12 protein-coding genes and 2 CRISPR repeat arrays are annotated in these 22,184 nt (G+C 68.7%); all 12 genes read right to left on the bottom strand.

Translation table 11 applies throughout. The features are described from left to right. Nucleotides 1-9 precede the first annotated feature (9 nt). Entirely contained in the window at nt 10-369 is a 360-nt protein-coding gene (locus FB157_RS21175; RefSeq protein ID WP_145881973.1) for a DUF6300 family protein, read from the bottom strand. After that, nucleotides 366-3,965: a DNA polymerase III subunit alpha gene (gene dnaE / locus FB157_RS21170; RefSeq protein WP_261386402.1), complete on the bottom strand. Its 3,600-nt coding sequence runs from the start codon at nt 3,963-3,965 to the stop codon at nt 366-368. Before dnaE ends, FB157_RS21175 begins: the two co-directional genes overlap by 4 nt. Before the next feature lie 579 nt (nt 3,966-4,544). Then, nucleotides 4,545-6,586: direct repeats of the CRISPR family, unit length 29 nt; unit sequence CGGCTCACCTCCGCTCGCGCGGAGAGGAC. A gap of 18 nt (nt 6,587-6,604) precedes the next feature. Next, the gene (gene cas2e / locus FB157_RS21165) at nt 6,605-6,916 is read right to left on the bottom strand and encodes a type I-E CRISPR-associated endoribonuclease Cas2e (protein WP_145881971.1); all 312 of its coding nucleotides are present in this window, start codon (nt 6,914-6,916) and stop codon (nt 6,605-6,607) included. 28 nt (nt 6,917-6,944) lie between these two features. Next, nucleotides 6,945-7,919, bottom strand: coding sequence for a type I-E CRISPR-associated endonuclease Cas1e (gene cas1e / locus FB157_RS21160; protein ID WP_261386401.1), 975 nt, complete (start codon nt 7,917-7,919; stop codon nt 6,945-6,947). Then, a complete protein-coding gene (cas6e, locus tag FB157_RS21155; protein WP_145881968.1) occupies nt 7,916-8,590 on the bottom strand; it encodes a type I-E CRISPR-associated protein Cas6/Cse3/CasE in 675 nt (224 codons plus the stop codon). The genes cas1e and cas6e overlap by 4 nt, the downstream gene beginning before the upstream one ends. Continuing rightward, nucleotides 8,587-9,474, bottom strand: coding sequence for a type I-E CRISPR-associated protein Cas5/CasD (cas5e, locus tag FB157_RS21150; RefSeq protein ID WP_145881966.1), 888 nt, complete (start codon nt 9,472-9,474; stop codon nt 8,587-8,589). Before cas5e ends, cas6e begins: the two co-directional genes overlap by 4 nt. Further along, nucleotides 9,471-10,652: a type I-E CRISPR-associated protein Cas7/Cse4/CasC gene (cas7e, locus tag FB157_RS21145; protein WP_145881964.1), complete on the bottom strand. Its 1,182-nt coding sequence runs from the start codon at nt 10,650-10,652 to the stop codon at nt 9,471-9,473. The genes cas5e and cas7e overlap by 4 nt, the downstream gene beginning before the upstream one ends. A 68-nt stretch (nt 10,653-10,720) precedes the next feature. Then, nucleotides 10,721-11,491, bottom strand: coding sequence for a type I-E CRISPR-associated protein Cse2/CasB (casB, locus tag FB157_RS21140; protein ID WP_261386400.1), 771 nt, complete (start codon nt 11,489-11,491; stop codon nt 10,721-10,723). A gap of 29 nt (nt 11,492-11,520) precedes the next feature. Next, nucleotides 11,521-13,098, bottom strand: coding sequence for a type I-E CRISPR-associated protein Cse1/CasA (gene casA, locus FB157_RS21135; RefSeq protein ID WP_315903824.1), 1,578 nt, complete (start codon nt 13,096-13,098; stop codon nt 11,521-11,523). 215 nt (nt 13,099-13,313) lie between these two features. Beyond that, nucleotides 13,314-16,208, bottom strand: a complete 2,895-nt coding sequence (locus tag FB157_RS21130; protein ID WP_186581616.1) for a CRISPR-associated endonuclease Cas3'' — start codon at nt 16,206-16,208, stop codon at nt 13,314-13,316. Between the two features lie 166 nt (nt 16,209-16,374). Beyond that, nucleotides 16,375-17,258: direct repeats of the CRISPR family, unit length 29 nt; unit sequence GTCTTCTCCGCGCGAGCGGAGGTGAGCCG. 770 nt (nt 17,259-18,028) lie between these two features. Then, nucleotides 18,029-18,721: a DciA family protein gene (locus FB157_RS21120; protein ID WP_261386399.1), complete on the bottom strand. Its 693-nt coding sequence runs from the start codon at nt 18,719-18,721 to the stop codon at nt 18,029-18,031. After that, a complete protein-coding gene (locus FB157_RS21115; RefSeq protein ID WP_145881957.1) occupies nt 18,718-21,345 on the bottom strand; it encodes a hypothetical protein in 2,628 nt (875 codons plus the stop codon). The genes FB157_RS21120 and FB157_RS21115 overlap by 4 nt, the downstream gene beginning before the upstream one ends. Nucleotides 21,346-22,184 lie beyond the last annotated feature (839 nt).

The following is a 22,184-nucleotide window of genomic DNA, read 5'->3' as shown; positions in this document are numbered from 1 at the left end:
ATCGAATGGTCAGAGATCGCCGCGTTGCCACTGTTCATGCTCGCTGTTGAGAAGCTCGATATCGACATATTCCTGGCGTAGGGACTCGACCCACGCGGCTGCCAACCCTCCGAGGGACTCGAAGCTGGTGGCGTCGAGTTCGCCGCAGGCCATAAGGAGCTGTAGCAGGGCTTCGGCGTCGCTCTTCCCCCGGTCGCAGATCGGGCACAGCGTGCTCTCGCGCAGGCCTGCGACTCTTCGCCCATTGCAGTTCGTCCAGGCGTGTGGGAACCGGGCCAGCAGGAGGGCTGGTCCTTCGCATCGTGTGCAAGGCGGAGGGGTGTCGAGCCGGAGGTGGATCTCCTCTCTACTGTTGTCCGGATCAGTCACGCGACTCCTTGCCATGCGTCGGGTCCGAATGATCCCTTGATGTCGGAGGCGATCGTGGTGGCGTTCACGGTGGCTTGCAATCGGTAGACGATCGTCTTCTGTACTCCGCGGACCGAGAGGTGGACCGGGTTCTCGCCGGGGTGAGCCCCCACGATCCGCCTGAGTTCCTTGAGCGCGGGCTCGTTGATGCGGTGGTAGGGCAAGGTGAGTCCTACGGGTGCCGCGCCGGCGCGTTCGGCTGAGGTGACGTCGAGTACCTGCAGTTCCTGTCCGAAGATGCTGATCGAGCCGTCTCGGTCGTTGAGGCGGCCCTGGACGGAGACCACGCTGTCTTCGACCAGGGCGCCTGCGACGAGCTGGTACGTGGCAGGGAAGAAGAGGACTTCGATCGTGCCGTCCCGGTCGGCAAGGTTGACGATCGCCCAGCTGTTGCCCTGCTTGGTCATCTTCAGCTGGACGCTGGTGATCAGGCCCGACAGACGCACGATGCCCTCGGTGCGTCCGGAGGACAGCAGGTCGACGATTGTGGTGTCGCGGTTGGCGGTGAGGATGTTCTCGGTGCCGTCCAGTGGATGGGCGGAGACGTACATGCCGAGCATCTCCCGTTCGGTGGACAAGAGCTGCTTGCGCGGCCACTCCTCCTCGCCGATCTTCATATCGATGCCGAATCCGGAGTCGTCGCTACCGCCGTCGGCGCCGCCCAGGCCGGCGAAGAGGTCGTCCTGCCCGTACGCGGCGGCCTTCTTCAGTGGCACGACCGCGTCGACTGCCATCTCGTGCACGGTGGCCAGCCCCTTGCGGGTGTGCCCGAGTGAGTCGAAGGCGCCGGCCTTGATGAGTGAGTCGATGGCCCGTTTGTTCAGTGCGGGCAGGTCGACCTTGTCGAGGAAGTCCTGGAACGAGGTGTACTTCCCCTGGGCCTTCCGTGCCGTGATGATCGACTCGATCACGTTCTCGCCGACGTTGCGCACCGAGAGCAGGCCGAAGCGGACGTCGTCGCCCACCGCTGCGAACTCGGCCAGGGATTCGTTGACGTCGGGCGACAGGACGGTGACGCCGAGCTTGCGGGCGTCGGCCAGGTAGACGCCGGCTTTGTCCTTGTCGTCGCCGACGGAGGTGAGCAGCGCGGCCATGTACTCGGCCGGGTAGTTGGCCTTCAGGTACGCGGTCCAGTAGGAGACGAGTCCGTATCCGGCGGTGTGGGACTTGTTGAAGGCATAGCCGGAGAACGGGAGCATGACGTCCCAGATCGCCTTGGTGGCCTCTTCCGAGTAGCCGTTGCCCGTCATGCCGGCGTGGAAGTTCTTCCACTCCGCGGCCAGGACCTCGGGCTTCTTCTTGCCCATCGCGCGGCGCAGCATGTCGGCGCCGCCAAGGGTGTACCCGGCCAGGGTCCGGGCGATGGCCATGATCTGCTCTTGGAAGATGAGCAGGTGGTGAGTGCTGCCCAGGATCGGGTCGAGGACGTCCTTCAGCTCCGGGTGGATAGGGTCGGGGTCCTGCTTGCCGTTCTGCCGCAGCGCGTAGTTGGTGTGTGCGTTGGCGGCCATCGGGCCAGGCCGGTACAGCGCCAGGGCTGCCGCGATGTCCTCGAATCGGGTCGGCTCCATCAGCTTCAGCAGCGCGCGCATGCCGCCGCCGTCGAGCTGGAACACACCGAAGGTGTCACCTCGGCCCAGCAGTTCGAAGGTTTTCTTGTCATCCAGAGGGATGACAATGGTGTCCTTGTCGCCGTTCAGCGGGTCGACGGTGGCGAGCTTGACGCCGCGGTTCTCCCGGATGTTCTCCAGGGCGTGGTCGATGACGCCCAGGTTCCGCAGGCCCAGGAAGTCCATCTTGATCAGGCCCATGGCTTCGCACGACGGATAGTCGAAGCCGGTGATCTTCACGCCGTCGGAGGCCCGCATGTGCAGTGGGATGCGGTCCGTCAGTTTGGTCTTGGACAGGATGACCGCGGCCGCGTGGACGCCGGTACCCCGGGTCAGGCCCTCGACACCCTTGGCGGTGTCGATGACCTTCTTCACGTCCGGCTCGTTCTCGTACATCTGCCGGATCTCGCCGGCCTCGCCGTAGCGGGGGTGCTCCGGATCGAAGATGCCGTCGAGCGGGATCGACTTGCCCATGATGTCCGGCGGCAGCGCCTTCGTGATGCGCTCACCGTGGGAGAAGGGATAGCCCAGGATCCGGGAGGAGTCCTTGATCGCGTTCTTGGCTTTGATCTTGCCGAACGTGTTCACCATGGCGGTGTAGGCGTCGCCGTACTTCTCGGTGACGTAGCGCACCATCTTGTCGCGCTGGCGGTCGTCGAAGTCGAGGTCGACATCCGGCGGGTTGATGCGTTCGGGGTTGAGAAACCGCTCGAACAGCAGGCCGTGCTCAAGGGGGCACAGCTCGGTGATCCGAGTCGCGTAGGCGACGATCGATCCGGTGGCCGAACCACGGCCCGGTCCGACGGGGACGCCATTGTCGCGGGCGTACTTGCAGATGTCGGCGACCACGAGGAAGTAGGAAGAGAACCCCATGGGACCGATGACGGACATCTCGGTCTCGAAGCGGTCCAGCACTTCGGCGGGGATTGGATCGCCGTAGCGCATGGCAAGCCCCTTGAGGACCTCCTTGCGCAGCCAGGACTCCTGCGTCTCCCCCTCCGGCACGTCAGGGAACTGGGGCATCTCGTCGACGTAGTCGAAGACCTCGTCGTAGGAGCCGATCCGCTCGGCAATCAGCAGCGTGTTGTCGCACGCCTCCGGCAGCTCGGAGAACAGAGACCGCATTTCCTGCGCGGTCTTCAGGTAGTAGCCGCTGCCCTGAAACCGGAACCGCTTCTCGTCGGCCTTGTTCTTGCCGACGCCGATACACAGCAGGTTGTCATGCGCGTCGGCCTGATCCTCGTGGACGTAGTGCGCGTCATTCGTGGCCAGGAGCGGGATGTTCAGCTCCTTGGCCAGACGCAGCAGCCCGTCCCGGACTTCCCGCTCGATGGACAGCCCGTGGTCCATCAGCTCCAGGAAGTAGTTCTCCTTGCCGAAGACGTCCTGGTACGCGGCCGCGGCCTCGCGGGCCTCGTCGTACTGGTTCAGCCGCAGCCGGGTCTGGATCGCACCGGACGGGCACCCGGTCGTCGCGATGACCCCCTCGGCGTGCTCGCTGATCAGCTCCATGTCCATGCGGGGCTTGCCTGCCGGGAACTGGCCCGTGTAGCTGGCCTCTGTCGAGAGACAGAAGAGGTTGCGCAGGCCCTGCGCACCCGTCGCCCACATCGTCATATGAGTGAAGCGCCCACCGCCGGAGACGTCCTTCGAACCCTCGCCGTCGTCCGACATGGCACGCTGCCCGCCCGGCCCCCAGAACTCCTGCTTCCGATTGCGCCGCGACGACGGAGCGACGTACGCCTCGATCCCGAGGATCGGCTTGACGCTCTCGAAGCCCTTGGCCACCTGCTGGAACTCGTACGCGCCGAACATGTTGCCGTGGTCACTCATTGCGACGGCCGGCATGCCCTGCTTCGCAACCTCGGCGAACATCGGCTTGAGCTTCTGAGCGCCGTCGAGCATCGAGTACTCGGTGTGGTTGTGCAGGTGAACAAAAGAGGACACCGGGTGCGCACCTCCGCGAAGGGATCAAGAGGGAGGCCTCAGGCTACCCCTCACCCCGTCAGTTCCGAGTCCCTCCGATCCGGCGAACAAGCCCTATTTACAAGGGAGTTCAGTGGCCAGATGCCCGTCTTGCCAGGGGGTTTGGAATCTGCTGAAGGCCATCCATTCGGCGTGTCGGAGCACGCCGCCCGCGTTGTCTTGGCGGCGGGCAAGACGGGCACTGGCTGCTGCGCGGGCTTCCTCCTCGGCCCACCTGCGGTGCTGCGTCAGCTCGTCGGATCGGCAGGCGGGAAGGAGACTCTCCGTACACGGCAGGTCGTCGGGAGGTGAGCGGCACGTAGGCGGAGGGCGCCGCCGGGGCCGCGGTGCTTGCGCACGTAAAGGGGCGCCCATGGCTGATCTCCACGCAGAGCAGCAGGTCCCGGTCCCGCTCGGCCACGGGGCGGATGAACTCTTCCATCAGGTCGGGCACGCTGAGGCTGGAGGCTGCGTCAACGAGGCCCAGGTCTTCCCTGTCCAGCTCGAGAACCCTCTCGAGCCCGGAATGCCATACGCCGTTCGCCACAGATGTCCCGCACCCGATAGCCCTCCGCTCACGCGGAGAGGACCGGTTGGCGTCGTCGACCGTGCCCCCCATCGGCGGCTCACCTCCGCTCGCGCGGAGAGGACCGATCGCCCCGGGCCATCACGGTCCGGGGCATCGGCTCACCTCCGCTCGCGCGGAGAGGACCCAGGCCCCCAAGGGCGGTGCCTGATGTACCCCGGCTCACCTCCGCTCGCGCGGACAGGACGCGGCCGCCGATAGCCGAGGGAATCCCCAGGCCGGCTCACCTCCGCTCGCGCGGAGAGGACCGGCAGATCTGCTTGGCGAAGTCGACGGCGGCCGGCTCACCTCCGCTCGCGCGGAGAGGACATCACCGGTGAGAACGGCGAGGACTACGGGACCGGCTCACCTCCGCTCGCGCGGAGAGGACCTGGGGGATATCGGTCACGGCTCGGGGTGCTCCGGCTCACCTCCGCTCGCGCGGAGAGGACCTGAGAGGGGACCACCCATGCCTAACGACATGCGGCTCACCTCCGCTCGCGCGGAGAGGACGTTGTGGGCGGTGAGCCAGCCCTGGTGGCGGGCGGCTCACCTCCGCTCGCGCGGAGAGGACTTCGTCTTCGGATGCGGGTGGTAGGTGAACGGCGGCTCACCTCCGCTCGCGCGGAGAGGACGGTTCCGGCGATTCCTCCCCCGACTCGGGTGGCGGCTCACCTCCGCTCGCGCGGAGAGGACGACGTTCATGGAGGCAGTCGTCTCTGAGAACGTGGCTCACCTCCGCTCGCGCGGAGAGGACGTGCCGCCCCGCTTGCCGACCTTGTCGAGGTTCGGCTCACCTCCGCTCGCGCGGAGAGGACGCCACCGCCCGCACCGCGGGCCTGGTGGTGGGCGGCTCACCTCCGCTCGCGCGGAGAGGACACGACACTGAAGCCGTGCCGCTCGCCGAGCTTCGGCTCACCTCCGCTCGCGCGGAGAGGACGCGTACACGACGTGCGCGAGGCTGACCTTCGGCGGCTCACCTCCGCTCGCGCGGAGAGGACGCAGGCGCAGCCCGACGAGGCCGAGCCGGAAATGGCTCACCTCCGCTCGCGCGGAGAGGACCCGGACCCGAACGCCGAGGCCAAATCCTGCATCGGCTCACCTCCGCTCGCGCGGAGAGGACGTGTTGTGGCAGGGGCGGGCCTGGGACATGCCCGGCTCACCTCCGCTCGCGCGGAGAGGACGGACGGCACGTTCGCCGACGGCAGCACCCTGCCGGCTCACCTCCGCTCGCGCGGAGAGGACTGCCCGCGGCCAAGTCATCCTGAAATTGCATGCGGCTCACCTCCGCTCGCGCGGAGAGGACCGTGTACATCGTCGACGCCGTGTCCTCCATGACGGCTCACCTCCGCTCGCGCGGAGAGGACGACTCGTGTTGCAACCATGGGGGTCTACCTCACGGCTCACCTCCGCTCGCGCGGAGAGGACGGGCTCAACGTCCTGGGCAGCACCCTGATCGCCGGCTCACCTCCGCTCGCGCGGAGAGGACGAACACAGTCTCCCCTTCGGAGGGGGAAGGGGAGGCTCACCTCCGCTCGCGCGGAGAGGACACGTGTGGCGGAACCTCGCTCTCGCCTACCAGCGGCTCACCTCCGCTCGCGCGGAGAGGACCCATCCGAGCTGATGCAGGACAGCCTCGTCTCCGGCTCACCTCCGCTCGCGCGGAGAGGACGTTTCGCAGACGGCGGAGGAGACGTCCGGGAACGGCTCACCTCCGCTCGCGCGGAGAGGACGCGGTCTTCACGGTCATGGGGCTGGGGAGCCGCGGCTCACCTCCGCTCGCGCGGAGAGGACGGATTCTCGAAGTTCATGGAGAGCTTCGCTCGCGGCTCACCTCCGCTCGCGCGGAGAGGACAGTTCGCCGCTGCTGTTGAACAGGCCGTCGACCGGCTCACCTCCGCTCGCGCGGAGAGGACGGAAGGTAATCTCAGTGGTCACGGGGACCTCTCGGCTCACCTCCGCTCGCGCGGAGAGGACGTACGGGGGCGCCGTGCACAAGCTGGACCCGACGGCTCACCTCCGCTCGCGCGGAGAGGACACTTCCTGACCTGCGCTGTTAGAGCCGGTTTGCTAGTTCTTTAGTATCTCTCGCGAACGACATGAGCGTAAGCCCGTCGAAATCGACTGGTGTTCGGCGTTGGGTGCCAGCGGTGCGTACCTCAAATCCCTGTTCGTTGTTACTGGGGTAGGCCAACACGGCGGTGCCGTCGCCGGCGCAGGCAGTGACGGCCTCCCAGAGCTCATCGCGGATGCGAGCCGAGACCGTGCCGATGTATAGCTGGGGCGTGACTTCGAGGAGCCAGCGGGTGAGGGCACCTCTGAGGTGGTCGGGGACGGCGGAGGCGGAGAGGACGATCATCGCGGCCATGTTGGGTGCACCTCAACTCGTGCAGGGCTCATGGCCCACCTCCGTGGTTGGCTCCGCCAGGCAGAGGTCCGGCTACAGGGTCCCAGAGGTCGATCAGTTGCTCCTCGGGGTCGGGGGCTTCCCTGTTGCCACCGGGATCGAGGAGTTCCTGGATGTCGTGGACGATGCGAGGCAGGAGTCTGAAGAGGCGCAGCCCGTCACGGAATGAGCGGCGAGCTTCTGCTTCCGGGTTGGTGGAGGCGTGCAGTGAAAAGGCCAGGGGGACCGTGAGTTCGGCTTTGTAGAGGTCGGCGATGTCGTAGACGAGGGCCTGCTGGTTGCCGCTGTGGACGATGCCGAGAGCGGGCGAGCAGCCCAGGGCAAGGATGGCGGCGTGGACGATGCCGTACAGGCAGGTGTTGGCCGAGGACAACGCGAGGTTGACCGGATCCTGATCATGCCATTGCGCAGGGTCGTAGGCACGACGGAAACGGCCGATCTTGTACTGCTGCGCGAGGAGCCGATATTGCGCCTTGACGCGCTGTCCTTCCATGCCGCGCAGTTGCTCCAGCGTGGTGCCGGCCGGAGCGGTACCGGAGCCGAAACGCTTTTCGTACATGGCGGTTGCCACCGCGAGGCGGGAGCCGTTGTTGGCCCAGGAACGGGCTTGGCGCTCGAGCCAGGTAGTGCTCAGTGACTCCGGCTGCGCTGCGGCATAGCAGCGGACGCCGCCGGATCCGGAGACGAGGACAGTGGTGCCGTGTCGGGCGAGGGTGGTCAGAGCCCGTGCCGTGATGGAGGTACCCGGACCCAGAAGGACGCAGCTGAGAGCGGCGGTTGGCAGGTACACCGTTTCCTTGCCGTGTCGTTCGCTGGTGATCTCGGCGCAGACTCCGGTGTCGTCCTGGAGGACGCGAACGATGTCCAGGTAGAGGAAGGACAGCGAGTCGGCGATACGGGGCAGCATGGCTACGGTGGGGGCCGCGAGCCTGCGGCGCGCTTCGGTGCTGGAAGGGGCGCTCATGTTGCGCTGCTGCTGCGGCAGGGGGCGATGGTCAGCAGCCCACAACCGTAGGCCTTGCCTCGCCCGATGCCCTCAGTGATCTTTGTACGGACCAGGTCGGGGTCGATGACGACGGCGGTGCCGTCGAAGCGTGTACGGGCGTGGCGGACGCGCTGCTGGTCGCCGCTGCCACGCTGGCCGCGGATGCCCGTGGCGCTGTCCAGCGGCTGCGCGTGCAGGGTGAGGACTTTCAGTCCGGCGGTGTCCGCTTGCCGCAGCCACCACTCCTCGGCATGGGCGCCGTGAAGCGGGACGACGGCAGGGAGGTTGTACAGGGCGCGGGTGGTGGCGCCGGGCTTGCGCACGGGGCTGGCAGTGCAGCGGAAGTTGATATGTGCTCCCGAGCGCAGTGCCGCCAGGAGGGGGCCGACCTGGCGGGTGGCTGCATGGCCGTAGTGCTCGGGCAGCCGGCTGAGGTCCGGCTGGTGTCCGGACTGCAGGAGGATGTACGGGCCGGCGGGGGCGTCCTCGATGCGGTGCAGGACACCCAGTGCGGCGCGCGGGTCGGGCCCGGCCTGGTCGGGGAAGACGCTCATCAGCCTCCGATGGAGCCCAACGGCATCGGCGAGGTCGCGGCGCGCCTCCCGGGAGGCGGCGTTGGGGACGATACGGGTCAGCCACAGGGCGCTCATCCGGGGTTCCCTTCGCGGGCAGGCAGGGCCTGGTCCAGGTAGGCGGCAACGCAGGCGAGGTAGTCGACGCCCAGGCCGCCCCACTGGTCAGGGAGCGGAGTGAAGGTGCGCCGATATAGCGGCCTTGCCCGATAGGTGCGCAGTCGCGGGTGGAAGGTGGCCGGCTGGTCGTTGATGCGTGCTGCGGGCTGGGCAGCGTCGGCCGGGTCGGACGCGCGGGTGGAGTCGGGCAGGGGGAGTCGGTTGAGCGGCTGGTCGGCGACGAACTCCACCACGCCAGTTGGGCTGCCGGCGCGGGGGGCGGAGGCGGCAAGGGGAAGGCGCACCAGGTGGTGGAGTGCGTCGTCGAAAACGCCCAGCAACAGGGGGCCGGCCGGGGGACACGCGCGCCTGCCGAGGTAGAGCGGCCAGCGCGGAGCCCGCAGGGCGGTGGCGCACTCCTGGAGGAGCTCGGCTTGCCCCGGGGTGTCCGATGCGGGGGTGACGGCGACGGTGAACGCGGCGTCGGCGAGGTAGTAGCGGTGCGACAGCAGCGTGGTGGTGTCCCCTGAGCGTTTCTTGCCCTGGGCTGTGGTGACGGTTTCCGAGGCGGGCAGGCCTCCGCCGACCGTGTGCAGGTCGCGCAGCAGAACACCGGGCCGGTCCACACGAATGGTGATCCGTAGCTGGGCGAGGTCGTCGATCGGCTCACCCCGGCCGCGGCCCAGGGCTGCGGCGAGGAGGCCGATGATGCCGGAGCGGGTCGGGAACGCGGCGGTGTCCCGCTGGTTGAAGTGGCTGTGGTGCCCCCATGACTGCAGGGGGCCACCGCAGTGGAGCAGCAGTCCCCGTCCCGCCCGGACGGGGACTGCCGCAGCGGCAGGCGCAGTGCTGGGGACGCTCACGCGGCAGCCCCGGAGCCGCCGGTGGCGAACGCCGTCTCGATTGCGGCGGTGACCAGGCCGGTGACGGAGACGTGCCGGTCTCCGAGACCCGTGTGGTCCTTCGCGTCCAGGCCCGTCCAGCCGGCGCGGAGGATGCTCTCGTCGCCCATGAACGTGTTCACGGCGTCGGCGTACTGGGCGAGGGCGTCGCGGGAGGCGGCGGCGAATCCTCCGTCGGTGGCCATCCGGACGGGCTTTTCGAACGCTGCGGCCAGCGAGAGCGGTCGGTCGGCACGCACGGTGAGGTGGATGAGGTCCGGCGGGGTGTTGGGGGCGGTGGAGTTCTTCTTCGCCTGCGGCAGTGACTGGATGAAGGAGTGCAGGAAGGCTTCGGCCAGTTCCCGGGCGGCCGACGTGTCGCCGCCGAGGTTGTCGGCGAGTTCTGCCAGGTCGATGGTGGCGTAGCGGTAGAACGTGCCGGCGCTGAACTCAGCGTGGCCCATGTGGCCGCTGCCTGAGGAGTCGTTCCAGTCGTCGGTGACGTCATCGACAGCGGAGAAGTAGTCGATCTCGATGTCGGTGGCGTGGGTGGTCATGGCGTGCGCAACCTGGACTGCGCCGTCCACGCCCGCGTCGTCGACCTCGGCGAGCATCCGGCCGAAGAGGTTGATCACGCCGTTGCGGGTCCGCAGCACAGCCGCCACCTCGTCCTTGGGCAGGACGCTCTTGTCGCTGGACTTCTTGATGTCCTTGGCCTTCTCCAGCTCCGCCCGGTGCGCCTCCGCCAGATCGGCAAGCTCCGTGACGGCGGTCTGCGGCACATACACCAGCGCGTTGCCGATGACCTTGTTGACCTGGACCTGCTTGTCCTTCTCCTCGAGCTCGAACTTGATACCGCTGGCCACGGCCAGGTGCGCGCCGGCCCGCGCAGCCAGCTCCTGGGGCCAGCCGCGCTCTTCGGCCAGCTGGCGGGAGACACGCTCACCGACTCGTCGTGTGCGCAGCGCCTTCTGCCCGATGCGGTTCTGGAAATCGGTGCGCACTGCCCGCTTCCAGCACTGGCTGGAGACCCGGGTGCGCAGGACGCCCCCGTACTGGACGGTCTTGACCGAATTGGTGTCGTCACGGTTCAGGTTGGCGAACGGGACCGTCTGCAGAACGTGGACGCAGATGAAACGGGCAGGGGGCTTCGCGGTCATGGGTACTCCTTGGTGATCACACTGGTCGGTAAAGGGGTTGCGCAGGACGCGGTCGGGGTGGCGGCAGGTCATGCGTCGCCGTCGGCGCCCGCCGACTCCTGCACGTCGTTGTCGTTCCGGTCGGCCTCGCGGCGAGCGTCTTCCTGGCAGCGGCGGTAGAAGTCCTGCAGCCAGCGCCGCTTCACACGCCCGGACTGCTCGCGCCAGTCAACGAGGTCCTGCAGCAGCCGCGCCCAGTCCACCGGCACATCCAGGGACCGCAGGTAGCGGACGGAGGCAGGTAGGTGCCGGTGCAAGCCCAGCACACCCTGCTTGCACAGGATGTTCAGACGGCTCTCCGCGGTACCTCGGCGCATCTGGCGTTCCCGTCCAGGGCTGCCGACCACGGCCAGGGCGAACGACACACCCAGGCTCGTCCCGTAATCCGGCCGGCCGTCTTGGCCGTCCTGACCGCCCTCCGTCGACGGTGTTGGATGTGGTCGCGGCTCTTCCTCGCCGTCTGCCCGGCCCACTTCGCCGACGGTGACCTCGGCCCCGTCGTCGCCGGCGGGGCCCCGCCGCCGAGCCTGCTCAGCGATCACGGCCGCGACGGCGTAATACGCCCTCTGCGTGTCCTCGCTAGCAGCCGACGGGACCAAATGGGCGATGACCCGGTGCATCCGCGGCATCGCGTCGAGGTCCTTGCCTAGCCCGGAGCGCAGAGCCGCGCGGGCGCCCGGGTCACGCTCGCACGCGTGCAGGACCGCAGCCGTGAACCTGCGGTAACCCTCGAGACGGGGCGCAGCGCCAGAGCGCTGCGCGGGAACGGACACGGCCGAGGGGCGTGACACGATAGTCACCGGCGAAACTCCTTCACCATGGGGCGGGTTCATGCGGCATCGCGGCCGGCGGGCTTGCTACGGCGGTCACCGAACAGCTCGATACGGGCTTCCTCCACCGCTTTCGCACCGCGCTGGGTGCCGGCCACCGACGCCGTGACGTCGTCGAAGGACCGGATCGCGAGCTGAAGGAACGACGCCCGGGCGGCCGCGGTGTCCAAGCCGCCGTCAAGCGCAGTCCCCGTCCGGTCCAGCAGGGCAAACCGGTCCCAGAACACCCGTTCCGCGGCCGGCCAGTATCGGGCGGCACCCTCCTCGATCCAGGCCTGGGCAGCGTCCTTCGGATCGTCCACATACGCGCGCCACGCCCGGCGCAGCGCCCGGTCCAGCCGGCCACCGAACCGCTCCCCCAGCGCCCGAAGCCGCCCGACCGCAGGCTGGGTACGAGCCGAGCGCCTCTCCACGAACCCGAGCACCGGCGGAGTCACGGCATCCACGAACTGGGTGTCCTTGGCCTGCCCGTCCTGCTCGAACCCCAACGCCCGCACACGCAGGTTCGGCGACACCTCAACCGCCCACTCGAACACCGTCGGCCGCCGCGGCTGCGCAACGCCCGGCGGATCGATCAACAGCAAGGCATCCAGGTCCCGCCACAACGCCCGGCGAAAGTCGGCCGGCCGCGGATAGGTGTTGCTCTGCTTGCTGACCTGCCAGATCAGATAGTCGTCATCCGGCCGAGTACCACGCCCAGAACGGTAGGCCCAGGTGATGAACGCATCCCGCACCCGATCACCTTCGTCCGGGTCAGGGACGAGCAGCAGCGCGTGCATGGAGCCGGCCGTCAGCCGCGAACACGGGCCCACCACAGCAGGCGGCGGCCCGTCGGGGTCGGGCAGCTCTTCCCACTCCCACGGACACAGGTCACGCTCAGCGTCTACCTCCCGCGCCGGCGGAACGAGACCCGCCAGCAGCGTCTCGAACAGCGTGTCCCCCTCCGGGTGATACGACAGGCTCGTACGCAGCGGACCCGCCTTGGCACTGGCACTCGTCGCCCCATTGACCTCGCGAGCTGAGCAGCGCCCGGACGGCCCGTAGTAGTGCCACGTCAACAGGTTGAGGACGGCCTCCGAGGCGGTCGCTGAGTCGGGGCGTGCGTCGCTGGCGTGCCGGAACCAGGAGTGGTTGTTGCCCGCCGGCCGGGTCACGACCAGCTTGTTCACCCCGGCCGTGCTGGCCGCATCGCACTGGTCACGCAGCCGTGGATCTTGCATCCAGGGCCGCCCGCCCGGCTCTGGGGCGAAGAGGAAGAAGCGCTCCCGGTAGCGGGCGAAGTAGCTCTCGATGGCTTTCTGGGGAAGACGCTCCTCGGCCAGCACCTCCTCGCGCATCAGGAGCCAGTCGTCGGGGCCTTCCTTCGCCTCGTCCAGGCCGGTGACGCGCGCGGTCAACGCGTACAGCACGCGCAGGAGGGCAGCGTGCGCGGGCGCGTCCGCGACAGCAAGACCCTCGATCTCATGACTGTGCAGCAGCAGATCGAGCAGGCCCACGCGAGCCGGCCCGCCAGCGGGGTGGTAGTCGGTTCCTGGTAACCACCGCACAGGGAAGAGGGGTTCATCGAGGATGTTCACGGATGCGGGCATAGCTCTCCCGAAGAGGTGGAGTACACAATGAGCGCGGGTCCCTGCGCGAGCGGGGGTGAGCCAGCTGTCGTTGTGAAACGGCCACTGCCAGCCAGCCCCCATGCCTGCGAAAGCAGGCGTTACTCCCCAAGTCCCCCTGAAGCGGCCCTAGTTGGACGCTACCAAAGGCTGTTGTTGTAAAAATGGCACTTCCGGGAAATCGGTCATAGTTGCTCGAGACCGACCTCAGAGATGCTGATCGTTCGATCACCGCACCGGCAGCTCCACCGACCGTCCGCAGCCCTGGTCATCAAGAGCACCATCAGGCCCCGGAGCGCGAACTCCTTCCGCCACGCGTCAGGGAGCTCGCTCGACAAAGCCGTGTCCCTTGTCCACTTGCCGGGGACCGGCGCCACGTGGGCAACGATCAGAGCGACGGCATCACGGCTCAGGGGCCCTCCTCCTGCACCACCTGGCACAGAGATACAGCCAGCCTCGTCGAGGGTCCGCTGCCCGTTCTCCTGGACGTAGACGCACACAACGCGGCCGGTATCAGCGCCCAGCCGGGTCGTGAGCAGCTCCTCGGTGACGCCCTCGAGCTGCCGGCTGATGAGATGCAGGTTCCCCTGAATGTCACCGGGCCCCTTGATCGCCACCATGCTGGCGAGGTCGGTCTCCGCGACGGTCGACGCCAGACGCTCGCCATCCAGAAACCGCAGCTCCTCCTCGACCGCTGCGTCGAGCCCGTCGACGAAGTCGGGAGCATAGACAGCGTCCACGAGCTCCTGCACCCCATCGGGCACCACGATCCCGCCCGCAGCACGCTCGGCCAGCAGGAGCGAGGTGCGGATCAGCAGACCCGTGTCATACACCGACCCCCAGCTCGGCGGCCTGTCCGCCCTCTCCGGACGCCGGAACGGATCAAGAACGACCAGCCGCGGCCGATCCTCCTCCCTCGCCCACACAGGCCGGCCACCAACCCCCCGACGGTGCCGGCGCCCACGACCAGCACGCTGCAGCAACTGCGCCAACGGCGCCAGATCACTGACGACCAGATCGAAATCCAAGTCGAGGGACTGCTCCACCACCTGCGTGGCCACGAGTACCGACGCCGGCCGTACCCCGACACGCTCCCCAGCAGACGGCTTCCCATACGCGGCCTCACACTCCGCAGTGATCCGCTGCCGGACATTCGCCGGGAACCGCGAATGCAACAGACGCACCCCACCCTCCCGCGCCGCCAGATGAGGAAACGCCGCACACACATCACGGAACGTCGCCTGCGCCTCCGCAACCGTCGTACAGCACACCAACGCCGTACCACCGTCCTCGACGACCGGCCTCAACTCCTCCCGCAAAGCCGCCCGCCGCCCCCCAGCACGAACCAGCACGCCGGGGCCCGCCGACAGGACATCCCAGGCCACACGACGCACGACAACGTCCACCGTTCGGGGCCTGCCGGTACGGGTCGCCCGCGGCCGCGACACCTCACCGCTCTCCGCGCTCGCATAAAGCCACCCCGGATAACGGGGCGCGATCTCGGCCGGCTCCATGAACCCGGCACCCCGACGGTAAGCGTTGACCAGCGACGCGGCCGTACTCCCGGTCAACGTGGCCGACAACAACACTACCGGCGCCCGCACAGCCCCCAACCACTCCAACAGCGTCAACAGCAGCTTGTGCATCCATGGCCCGTAGGCGTGCGCCTCGTCAACGACGAAAACCTTCTCGAACAGCCCGAACAAGCGCAGCACGTTGTAACGCAGCGGCAGAACACCACTCAGCACTTGGTCGATCGTGCCAACCGACAACGGAGCCAGGAAACCTCGCTTCGGCCCACGCAACCAGGCATCCGCCTCCACTGCCGTCGGACCGTCCGCACTGATCCCACCAGCCGCCTCCTGCAGCTCCCCGGCCCCGCCGTCGCTCGCGCCCTGCCCGTACAGAGGATTGAGCCAGGCCATGGAGTGCAACAAGGTCAGCGCACGCTCACCACCCAGAGCACCAGAGGCAAACGAACGGACCCGCCCGAACATCGCATCCGCCGTCGCCATGGTCGGCAACGCAAAATACAAGCCGCGGGCGCCTGCCGCCCTGCCCAGCACCGAGGCCGCATACAGTGCAGCCTCCGTTTTTCCGTCCCCGGTCGGCGCGGTTATCAACACGAGGCCCGAACCATGCTGCCCCACCAGCTCAGGCAGATGAGCCACCACGTCCGCCTGCAACGGATTGGGGACGAACCGGAATATTTTACGGAAATCTGTGCCCCCGAAGTTGGCCCGTCCCAACCGAGCAGCGGCTACTAGACCTGGTGCGGCAGCCCTAGCTCGTCTGAAGTGCGCGTCGACCTCTCCTGCACTGCCCCGCCATGACGCCGAAGGACGCACCCCTACGATCGCGTGCGTCTGGCTCGCCAGCCAGTCCGCCGTAATCACCAACCCCGCCATAACCACTGCGAGATCAGCAGAGAGTGCAGAGACTGGCACCGCGTGAGCACCCGTCACCCGCCGTAGCTCATCGAAGTGCAGGCGACGCTGTTCAGCCCACCCCTCCTCGCCCAGCCCCGGTTGGTATCGGCTGGGATGACGCATGTGAGAGATGGACAGCGAAGACCCGAAGAGCCCGTGGTGGCCGCCGAGGAGCTGCGCCACCCAGTGCGCCAGCGGCGCACCACAGCCGCCCGTGACTGACCTGGTGCGCTTGCTGGAGTACCCGGCATCGGCCAGCAGCCCGGCCAGGGCCCAGTGGGTTGCCATCTCGTGCCGGAAACTCAGGTCCCGCTCTGCTCCCGGCGCGAACATGTACCCCGGCTCATCGCACAAAGAGCGGAACAGCTCGGCGTGCTGGGCCTGGAAACCTGGGGTGATCTTTCCGAGGTCGTGCAGCCCGGCCCACAGCGACAAGACCGCCCGGCATTTGTCCACCGGCAGGCCCATCTGTTGGGAGACCCGGCGACGTGTGCGGTCATGCAGCAGCTCGTCCCACAGGACTGCGAACACCGCAGCTACATCTGATAAGTGACACATAACCGGATATGGGCGGTCGAGACCCCGCTCCTTGCCCCACAACCGGGGGTCCGGGGAACCGCCGGTGAACCACGCGTCATGAGGGCCTGTCATGACTCACTTGCTATCAGCAGCCACTGACAATGGCGCTGAACTGCAGGAACGCCGAACATGCCAGACACGAGGGCCTACAGTGGGACCTTGGGAGCGGCAGATGACACCAATCAGCCGCCACAGTAAAGAAACTGCAATTCCCTCATGACGGCGCAGGTCAGGAAGTGTCTTCTCCGCGCGAGCGGAGGTGAGCCGTCCGGCGACCTGTCCAAGACGCTGATCACGCAGTCTTCTCCGCGCGAGCGGAGGTGAGCCGTTGCAGGCCGCTGTCCCGGCCGAGGCCTCGGTGTCTTCTCCGCGCGAGCGGAGGTGAGCCGTACTCGGCCGTGTTGATCGGCCTCTACCTGCTGTCTTCTCCGCGCGAGCGGAGGTGAGCCGATTACCCGCGATTGGGAGCGCCGCATCCAGCGGTCTTCTCCGCGCGAGCGGAGGTGAGCCGTGGCCGCGTAAACCGGCGGCGCTCGACGCCGAGTCTTCTCCGCGCGAGCGGAGGTGAGCCGCACTGCGTCGCCCCGGGACACGTCGAGGACGCGTCTTCTCCGCGCGAGCGGAGGTGAGCCGTACTTGCCGATGATCATCCGGAACCTGCGGGAGTCTTCTCCGCGCGAGCGGAGGTGAACCGAAGGGGATCCGGGCTGCCCGTCAGTTCGCTAAGTCGTCTCCGCGCGAGCGGAGGTGAACCGGTAGAGGCCAACGCGATGCTGATCCGTCACGAGTCGTCTCCGCGCGAGCGGAGGTAAGCCGGAACTGACCATGAGCGAATGGCGGACGGCGCGGTCTTCTCCGCTTGAGCGGGGGTGAACCGTGATAGAAGCCGAGCGCCAGGCCCGCGGTTCTGTCTTGTCCGCGGAGGCGCAGGTGAACCGGTGTCGATGTGGGCCCAGTCCTTGCGGCGCATGTCCTCTTCGCACGAGCGGAGGTGAGCCGTCACGGGTGATCGGGCGGGTAGGCCGGTACTCGCCTTCTCCGCGCAGGCGGAGGTGAGCCGAAGTGGGGAAGACACCCGGCACGACGTCGGCTCGTCCTAACCGCGTAAGCGGAGGTGAGCCGCAGAGCCGGACTGCTTTCCGCTGGACCAGGCCGGGCCGCTGCGGCCTCGCTACCGCCAGGAGCTGCCTCTAAAATGCAAGATGAGTAAAGGACCTGCTAAGTGCCCGCAGAGCCGCAGGTCATGAAGTGTCCTCTCCGCGCAGGCGGAGGTGAACCGCACGTCTGACCGTCCCGCAAGCCGCCGGGCTGGTCCTCTCCGCACAGGCGGAGGTGAACCGCCGGGACGGAAGCGCCGAACCCCCGGGGTGCGGTCCTCTCCGCGCAGGCGGAGGTGAACCGCCGACCGTCACCGGTTCCCGGGGCGGTAACGCGTCCTCTCCGCGCAGGCGGAGGTGAACCGTCACCTGGGCGGGGCCGCGCCGTCCCTCCCGGTCTCCCCACGGGAGGGCCGACGGCTGCGCAGACCCCGCGCCGTGGGCGCCCTCTACACGCTTGCCGCGCCGATGCGGCGTCTGGCCCGCTCGACCTGGCGCAGCAGCAGGTCCGCGAACTGGATGATCTCTGCTGCCTCGATCGGGTCGTCGAAATCGACGGTGTGGTGGCTGGCGGGGTTCTTGTTATGCGCCCATGGCGCCGGCGAACAGGTTGGCGGTGGCCGCCTGCTCCCCGCCCTCGGCTTCAGCGTCGGCCAGCGCGCCAGCGCTAGCTGGCCCTGCTGGCACCTTCAACTGAGCGGGGCTGGTGACCGGCCTTCTCCGCTCGTGCCCGGCGCAGGGCGGCGGCCTCGGTCGCTGCGGCCTGACGGCGGCGCTGTGCGCGGGCCCGCTCGATCATGGCTGGCGCATCGTCTGCGACGGTGTCGGGCTCGGGAAACGCGCGGCGGGACAGCTCCCGCATCGCGGCGGTCTGCCGCTCCACCGCCTGGGCGATGGCCGGGTCCACGCGGGACGGCGGCGCGGCCTGGCGGTGCGCCTCGATCGCCCGGCGGTAGCCGTCCGGCGGGCAGGGCGCGGCGACGGCGTGGCGGGCATGGTCGGCTGCGGCCCCGCCACGGCGGCCGCCTTGGCGGGGCCGGCCTTCCCGGGGGTGGGCGGCAGGACGTGCAGGGTGCGCACGTTCGCGTCGGGCACCTTCGCGTTGGCCGCCGCGATCAGCTTGGGTGCGCTCCAGCGCAGCTTCGTGCCGTACGCGGGGGCTTCGGGGGCGACGTCCAGGCGGCCGGTGTCCGCGTCGAACGCCACGGCCTGGACGTGGCCAGCGAGTTCGGGCGCGGCCGCGGCAAGGATGTCGCCGAACTGCGCGAGGAGGCTGCCGCCGGCGGCCGGGGCGACCATGCCGCGCTCGGTCATCATCATCGTGATCGCCGTGCCGAGCCCGAGCGGCTCGCGGCCGTCGCGCCGCACCACCTGTGTCCGGGACCGCTTCGGCTTCGCCTTCTGGGTACCGCCGTTCTTCTTCGCCGCCTCCCGGGCCGCGGCCAGGGCCTGGCGAGCGAGGTCGACCCCGCTCAGCTCGCTGCTCACGCGATCGCCGCCCCGGCCTGGTCGCCATCGAGGGGCCGGGTCGCGAGCTCCGTCAGCCGGGCCGACCACGGCGCAGGCGCGACCGTCTCGGTACGGGCCACCGTCCGCTTGCGCAGCTGCTCCAACCGCGTCGCCAGCAGGTACTCGGCAGTGCGCTCCCGAGCGGCGTCGGCGGCCTTCGTCGCGGCGGCGACCGCGTCCGCGCCGTTCGGGTTCGCACGGAACCACCTGCGGTTCTGCTCGGTCTTGTATGCCCGGCGGGCTTCCGCGTCGGCCTCCGGGGTGCCGCCCAGCCGCCCGAGGGCGCTGCTGCGGTACTCCGGCAGGGCCTGTTGCACGACCTGGAGGGCGTTGAAGGCGAGCACGGACGCCGCAGCGATGGGGTTCGCCTCCAGCTCGCCCGGCTCCATCAGCTCCAGGAACTGCTGGTGGGTGGTCTCGATGTCGGCCTCCAGCGTCGCCCGGACGTGCGCGGCCACCGCGGCGACGTCCGCGGCGTCGTCCAGGTCGGCCGCCCAGGTGGCCGCGACCAGCCCGGCCTCCGCGATCGCTGCCTCGGTCCGGCGCCGGTAACCGCACGCCTCGCAGAGCCCGGCCGACCGCTGCTGCCCGCAGTCCTCGCACGCCAGCGCCTGCCGCTCCGCGTCGGCGGCCGCCGCCTCCTGGCGCTCGCGCTCCCCCCGCTCCCGGGCAGCCGCACGGGCCTCATCCCGCCGGACCTGCTCCGCGCGGGCCTGCTCACGGCGCCACGTGAAGTCCTCCGCCTCCACCGCGGCGTGCTCACGCAGCCGCTCCTCAAGGACCTGGCGCCGCTCCGCCACACCGAGCCCGGGCAGCTCCCGGTCGATGTCGGCCGCGATCCGCACGCGGCGGGCACGGCGGATGTGAATCACGTTCCCGCAGTTCGCGCAGTCGCCGCCGGTGTCCAGCCGGATCCCATCATCGCAGCGCACGTCCGAGCAGGCCGGCCGCTGTACCAGGCCCCGCCGGGTGATCCAGCCGAACGGGCTGCTCACGCGCGCCTCACCACCGGTCTCCTCCAGCCGGTCGGTAAGCCGGTCGGCCAGCAGCCGAGGCGCGCCTTCCGGCTGCATCAGCAGGTCCTTCAGCCGCTCCAGCTCGGCATTTACAGCCTTCGCGACCTGGTCCTGCTGCCAGCGGTTCAGCCCCGCCCACAGCCACGCGACCGGCCCCAGAGCAACCCGCAGATCAAGATCCTCGGGAAGGTCCACCCTCCCCTGCTGCCGCGTCTTTCCGCCCGCCACGGCCTTGAGCCAGCCACCGGCCTTGGTCCCGGCAGCACGCTGCCCACCCTGCTCATCGACCGCGGACTTGCCAGGCTTTGCCCCGCGGAGCGGGCCAACCTCTGCCACCGGCGACGCAGGCTCGGCAGAGGCGTCCTCGTCGCCCACGGCCTGGTCCTCGCGCACGCACACGCGCTCCGGCCGACGGCCTTCACCCCCACGGCCCTCGCCGGAAAAACCACCAGAGAGCCGAGGAGAAAAGACGGAAGTAACCACAGAAGCGTGGTCTGCGTGGAACTCTGCACCATCGGGACGCTCCCAATTTCCCGCCTCCATGGCCGCCTCAGCACCACAAACCCCAGAAATACCAAGGGCGCCGGCATCCTGGCCGGGAGCAAGAACTCCGACTGCACCATCGGGACGCTGCGAAAACACCGGCCCAGAGCCCGAAACCGGCTCCACAGGGGCCAGAACACGGCCGTACGCACGGGCGACCGGCAGCAGCATGACCCGGCCACGGCCGTTCATCCGCGTCGCAATCGCCCTGCGCTGCCGCGCGACGACACCGGCCTCCGTCAGCCGGGCCAGCACCTTCCGGGCCCCCGACGGCGAGCAGCCCAGCAGCCGGGACAGCGTCGCCGCCCCGCGCCCCTCCTTCTTCCGCACCGAGCCGCCGCACAGCTGCAGCCAGCCCGACGCCTGGGTGTTCAGCACCATCAACAGCAGCCCGAGCCGGTCCGTCGCCGCGCCCTTGCCCGTACGGCCGGCCAGCAGCCCCGGCGGCGTCGGCTCCTTGTCCTCCGGCGCCCACCCCGGCCCGAACAACGCCTCGATCAGGCGCAGCAGCACCGCCAGCTCCGCCTTGTTCAGCGCCAGCGGGTGCACCGCTCCCCCAGCCTGGTGCGCCCGCCACAGCGGCATGACCAGGCAGTCCAGCCCGACCGGATGCCCCTCATCGTTAGTGACCACCCGGGTGTGCAACGCGTCCGAGCTCCGCAGCACGGGCAGCACATCGTGATGGACCGTCGACTCCGACATGCCCAGCCACCGACCCAGCTCCGCACCCCAGATGTACGACTGCAGATCGCCCTTGCGGCCCTCCGGCGCCCGCGACTTCGCATACAGCACCACCGCCGCCAACCGCGCCGCGTCCCCAAGCCCAACCAGCGACTCATCCGCCAGCAGCGCCCGGATCGCGGCCAGCAACTGCAGCCGCATACCCCGACCCAGCCGCAGCGGATCCTCCGAACACTTCTCCGCAGCCGACCCGGTCGGCACCGACCGCGACCCGCGACGCTGCTGAGGAAAGGCCGGAACCTCGTCGACGGAATTATCGACGAACTCCGCCCGCGTTGCGGTCGACGCCGCAACGCCGCTCACGTCGACATCCCGGAGAACCGCGCACGGGACGCCGTCCTGGTCTGCTGGGATGGCGAAGGAGCAGAGGGATGGGGAAAGTGTGACCGGGAAAACTGCGCAAAATGCGCTAACCGGGCATGGATGGGCTGACAAAGGGCAGCGGGATACTGCAACATGGTTCCTGCCTCGCTTTGACATCGAGGTGGGCATGAAAAAGGCGCCTTTGGCGCTGGTTCGTGGAGAACCAAGATCGAACTGTTCGACCGGCGGCAACCGGACGGACAATCCCTTCAGGGGGTCGGCAAACCCTCTGGTGGTAGATGGGACGCCAGGGCCCAGGTGACGGCAATCACCAGGGTGGCGGGGCGTCCCGGCGGCTCGAAGACCCGCTCAGCGGGCGCCGCTAATCGCGACTACGACATCTCGCCCCCCTCCGGGGCAGAGGTGCGCCCGCAGCCGGATTGGCGCGGGAAGACATCGAAGGCACCCAACCGGAGCGACGCACGGGTTATCGTCATCGCTGCCACGGCGGGTGCCTGAGTGTGTGTCTGTAGGAGGGTGCGGGTACTCTCGTGCACGTCGAGACCTTCCCTGGATAGGTCCTCGGCCACGGGATCCGGAGCGCCAACTCCTGGGATCCCACAGGGTCCGCGAGGTCGCACTCGCGGGCCCTTGCCTTTTTCTCAATGTCTTTTGTCTAGGGGACACCGTACTCCCCTGCGATCACACGGCGTCAGCCCGGTACCGCACGTGTCGCCCACCCGCGAGTTCCTCTTGACGGAGCGCCAGAACGAACAGGGAGCTGGGAACCGGTAACGCTCCGGGCCGCCGTAGCACCCTCCCTCAGACACCAACGCAGG

Origin of the sequence: Streptomyces sp. BK340 (assembly GCF_007827595.1) — a bacterium.
Lineage (GTDB): Bacteria > Actinomycetota > Actinomycetes > Streptomycetales > Streptomycetaceae > Streptomyces.
Note: the sequence above shows the minus strand (reverse complement) of the source record. Positions and strands in the feature narration are given on the sequence as shown.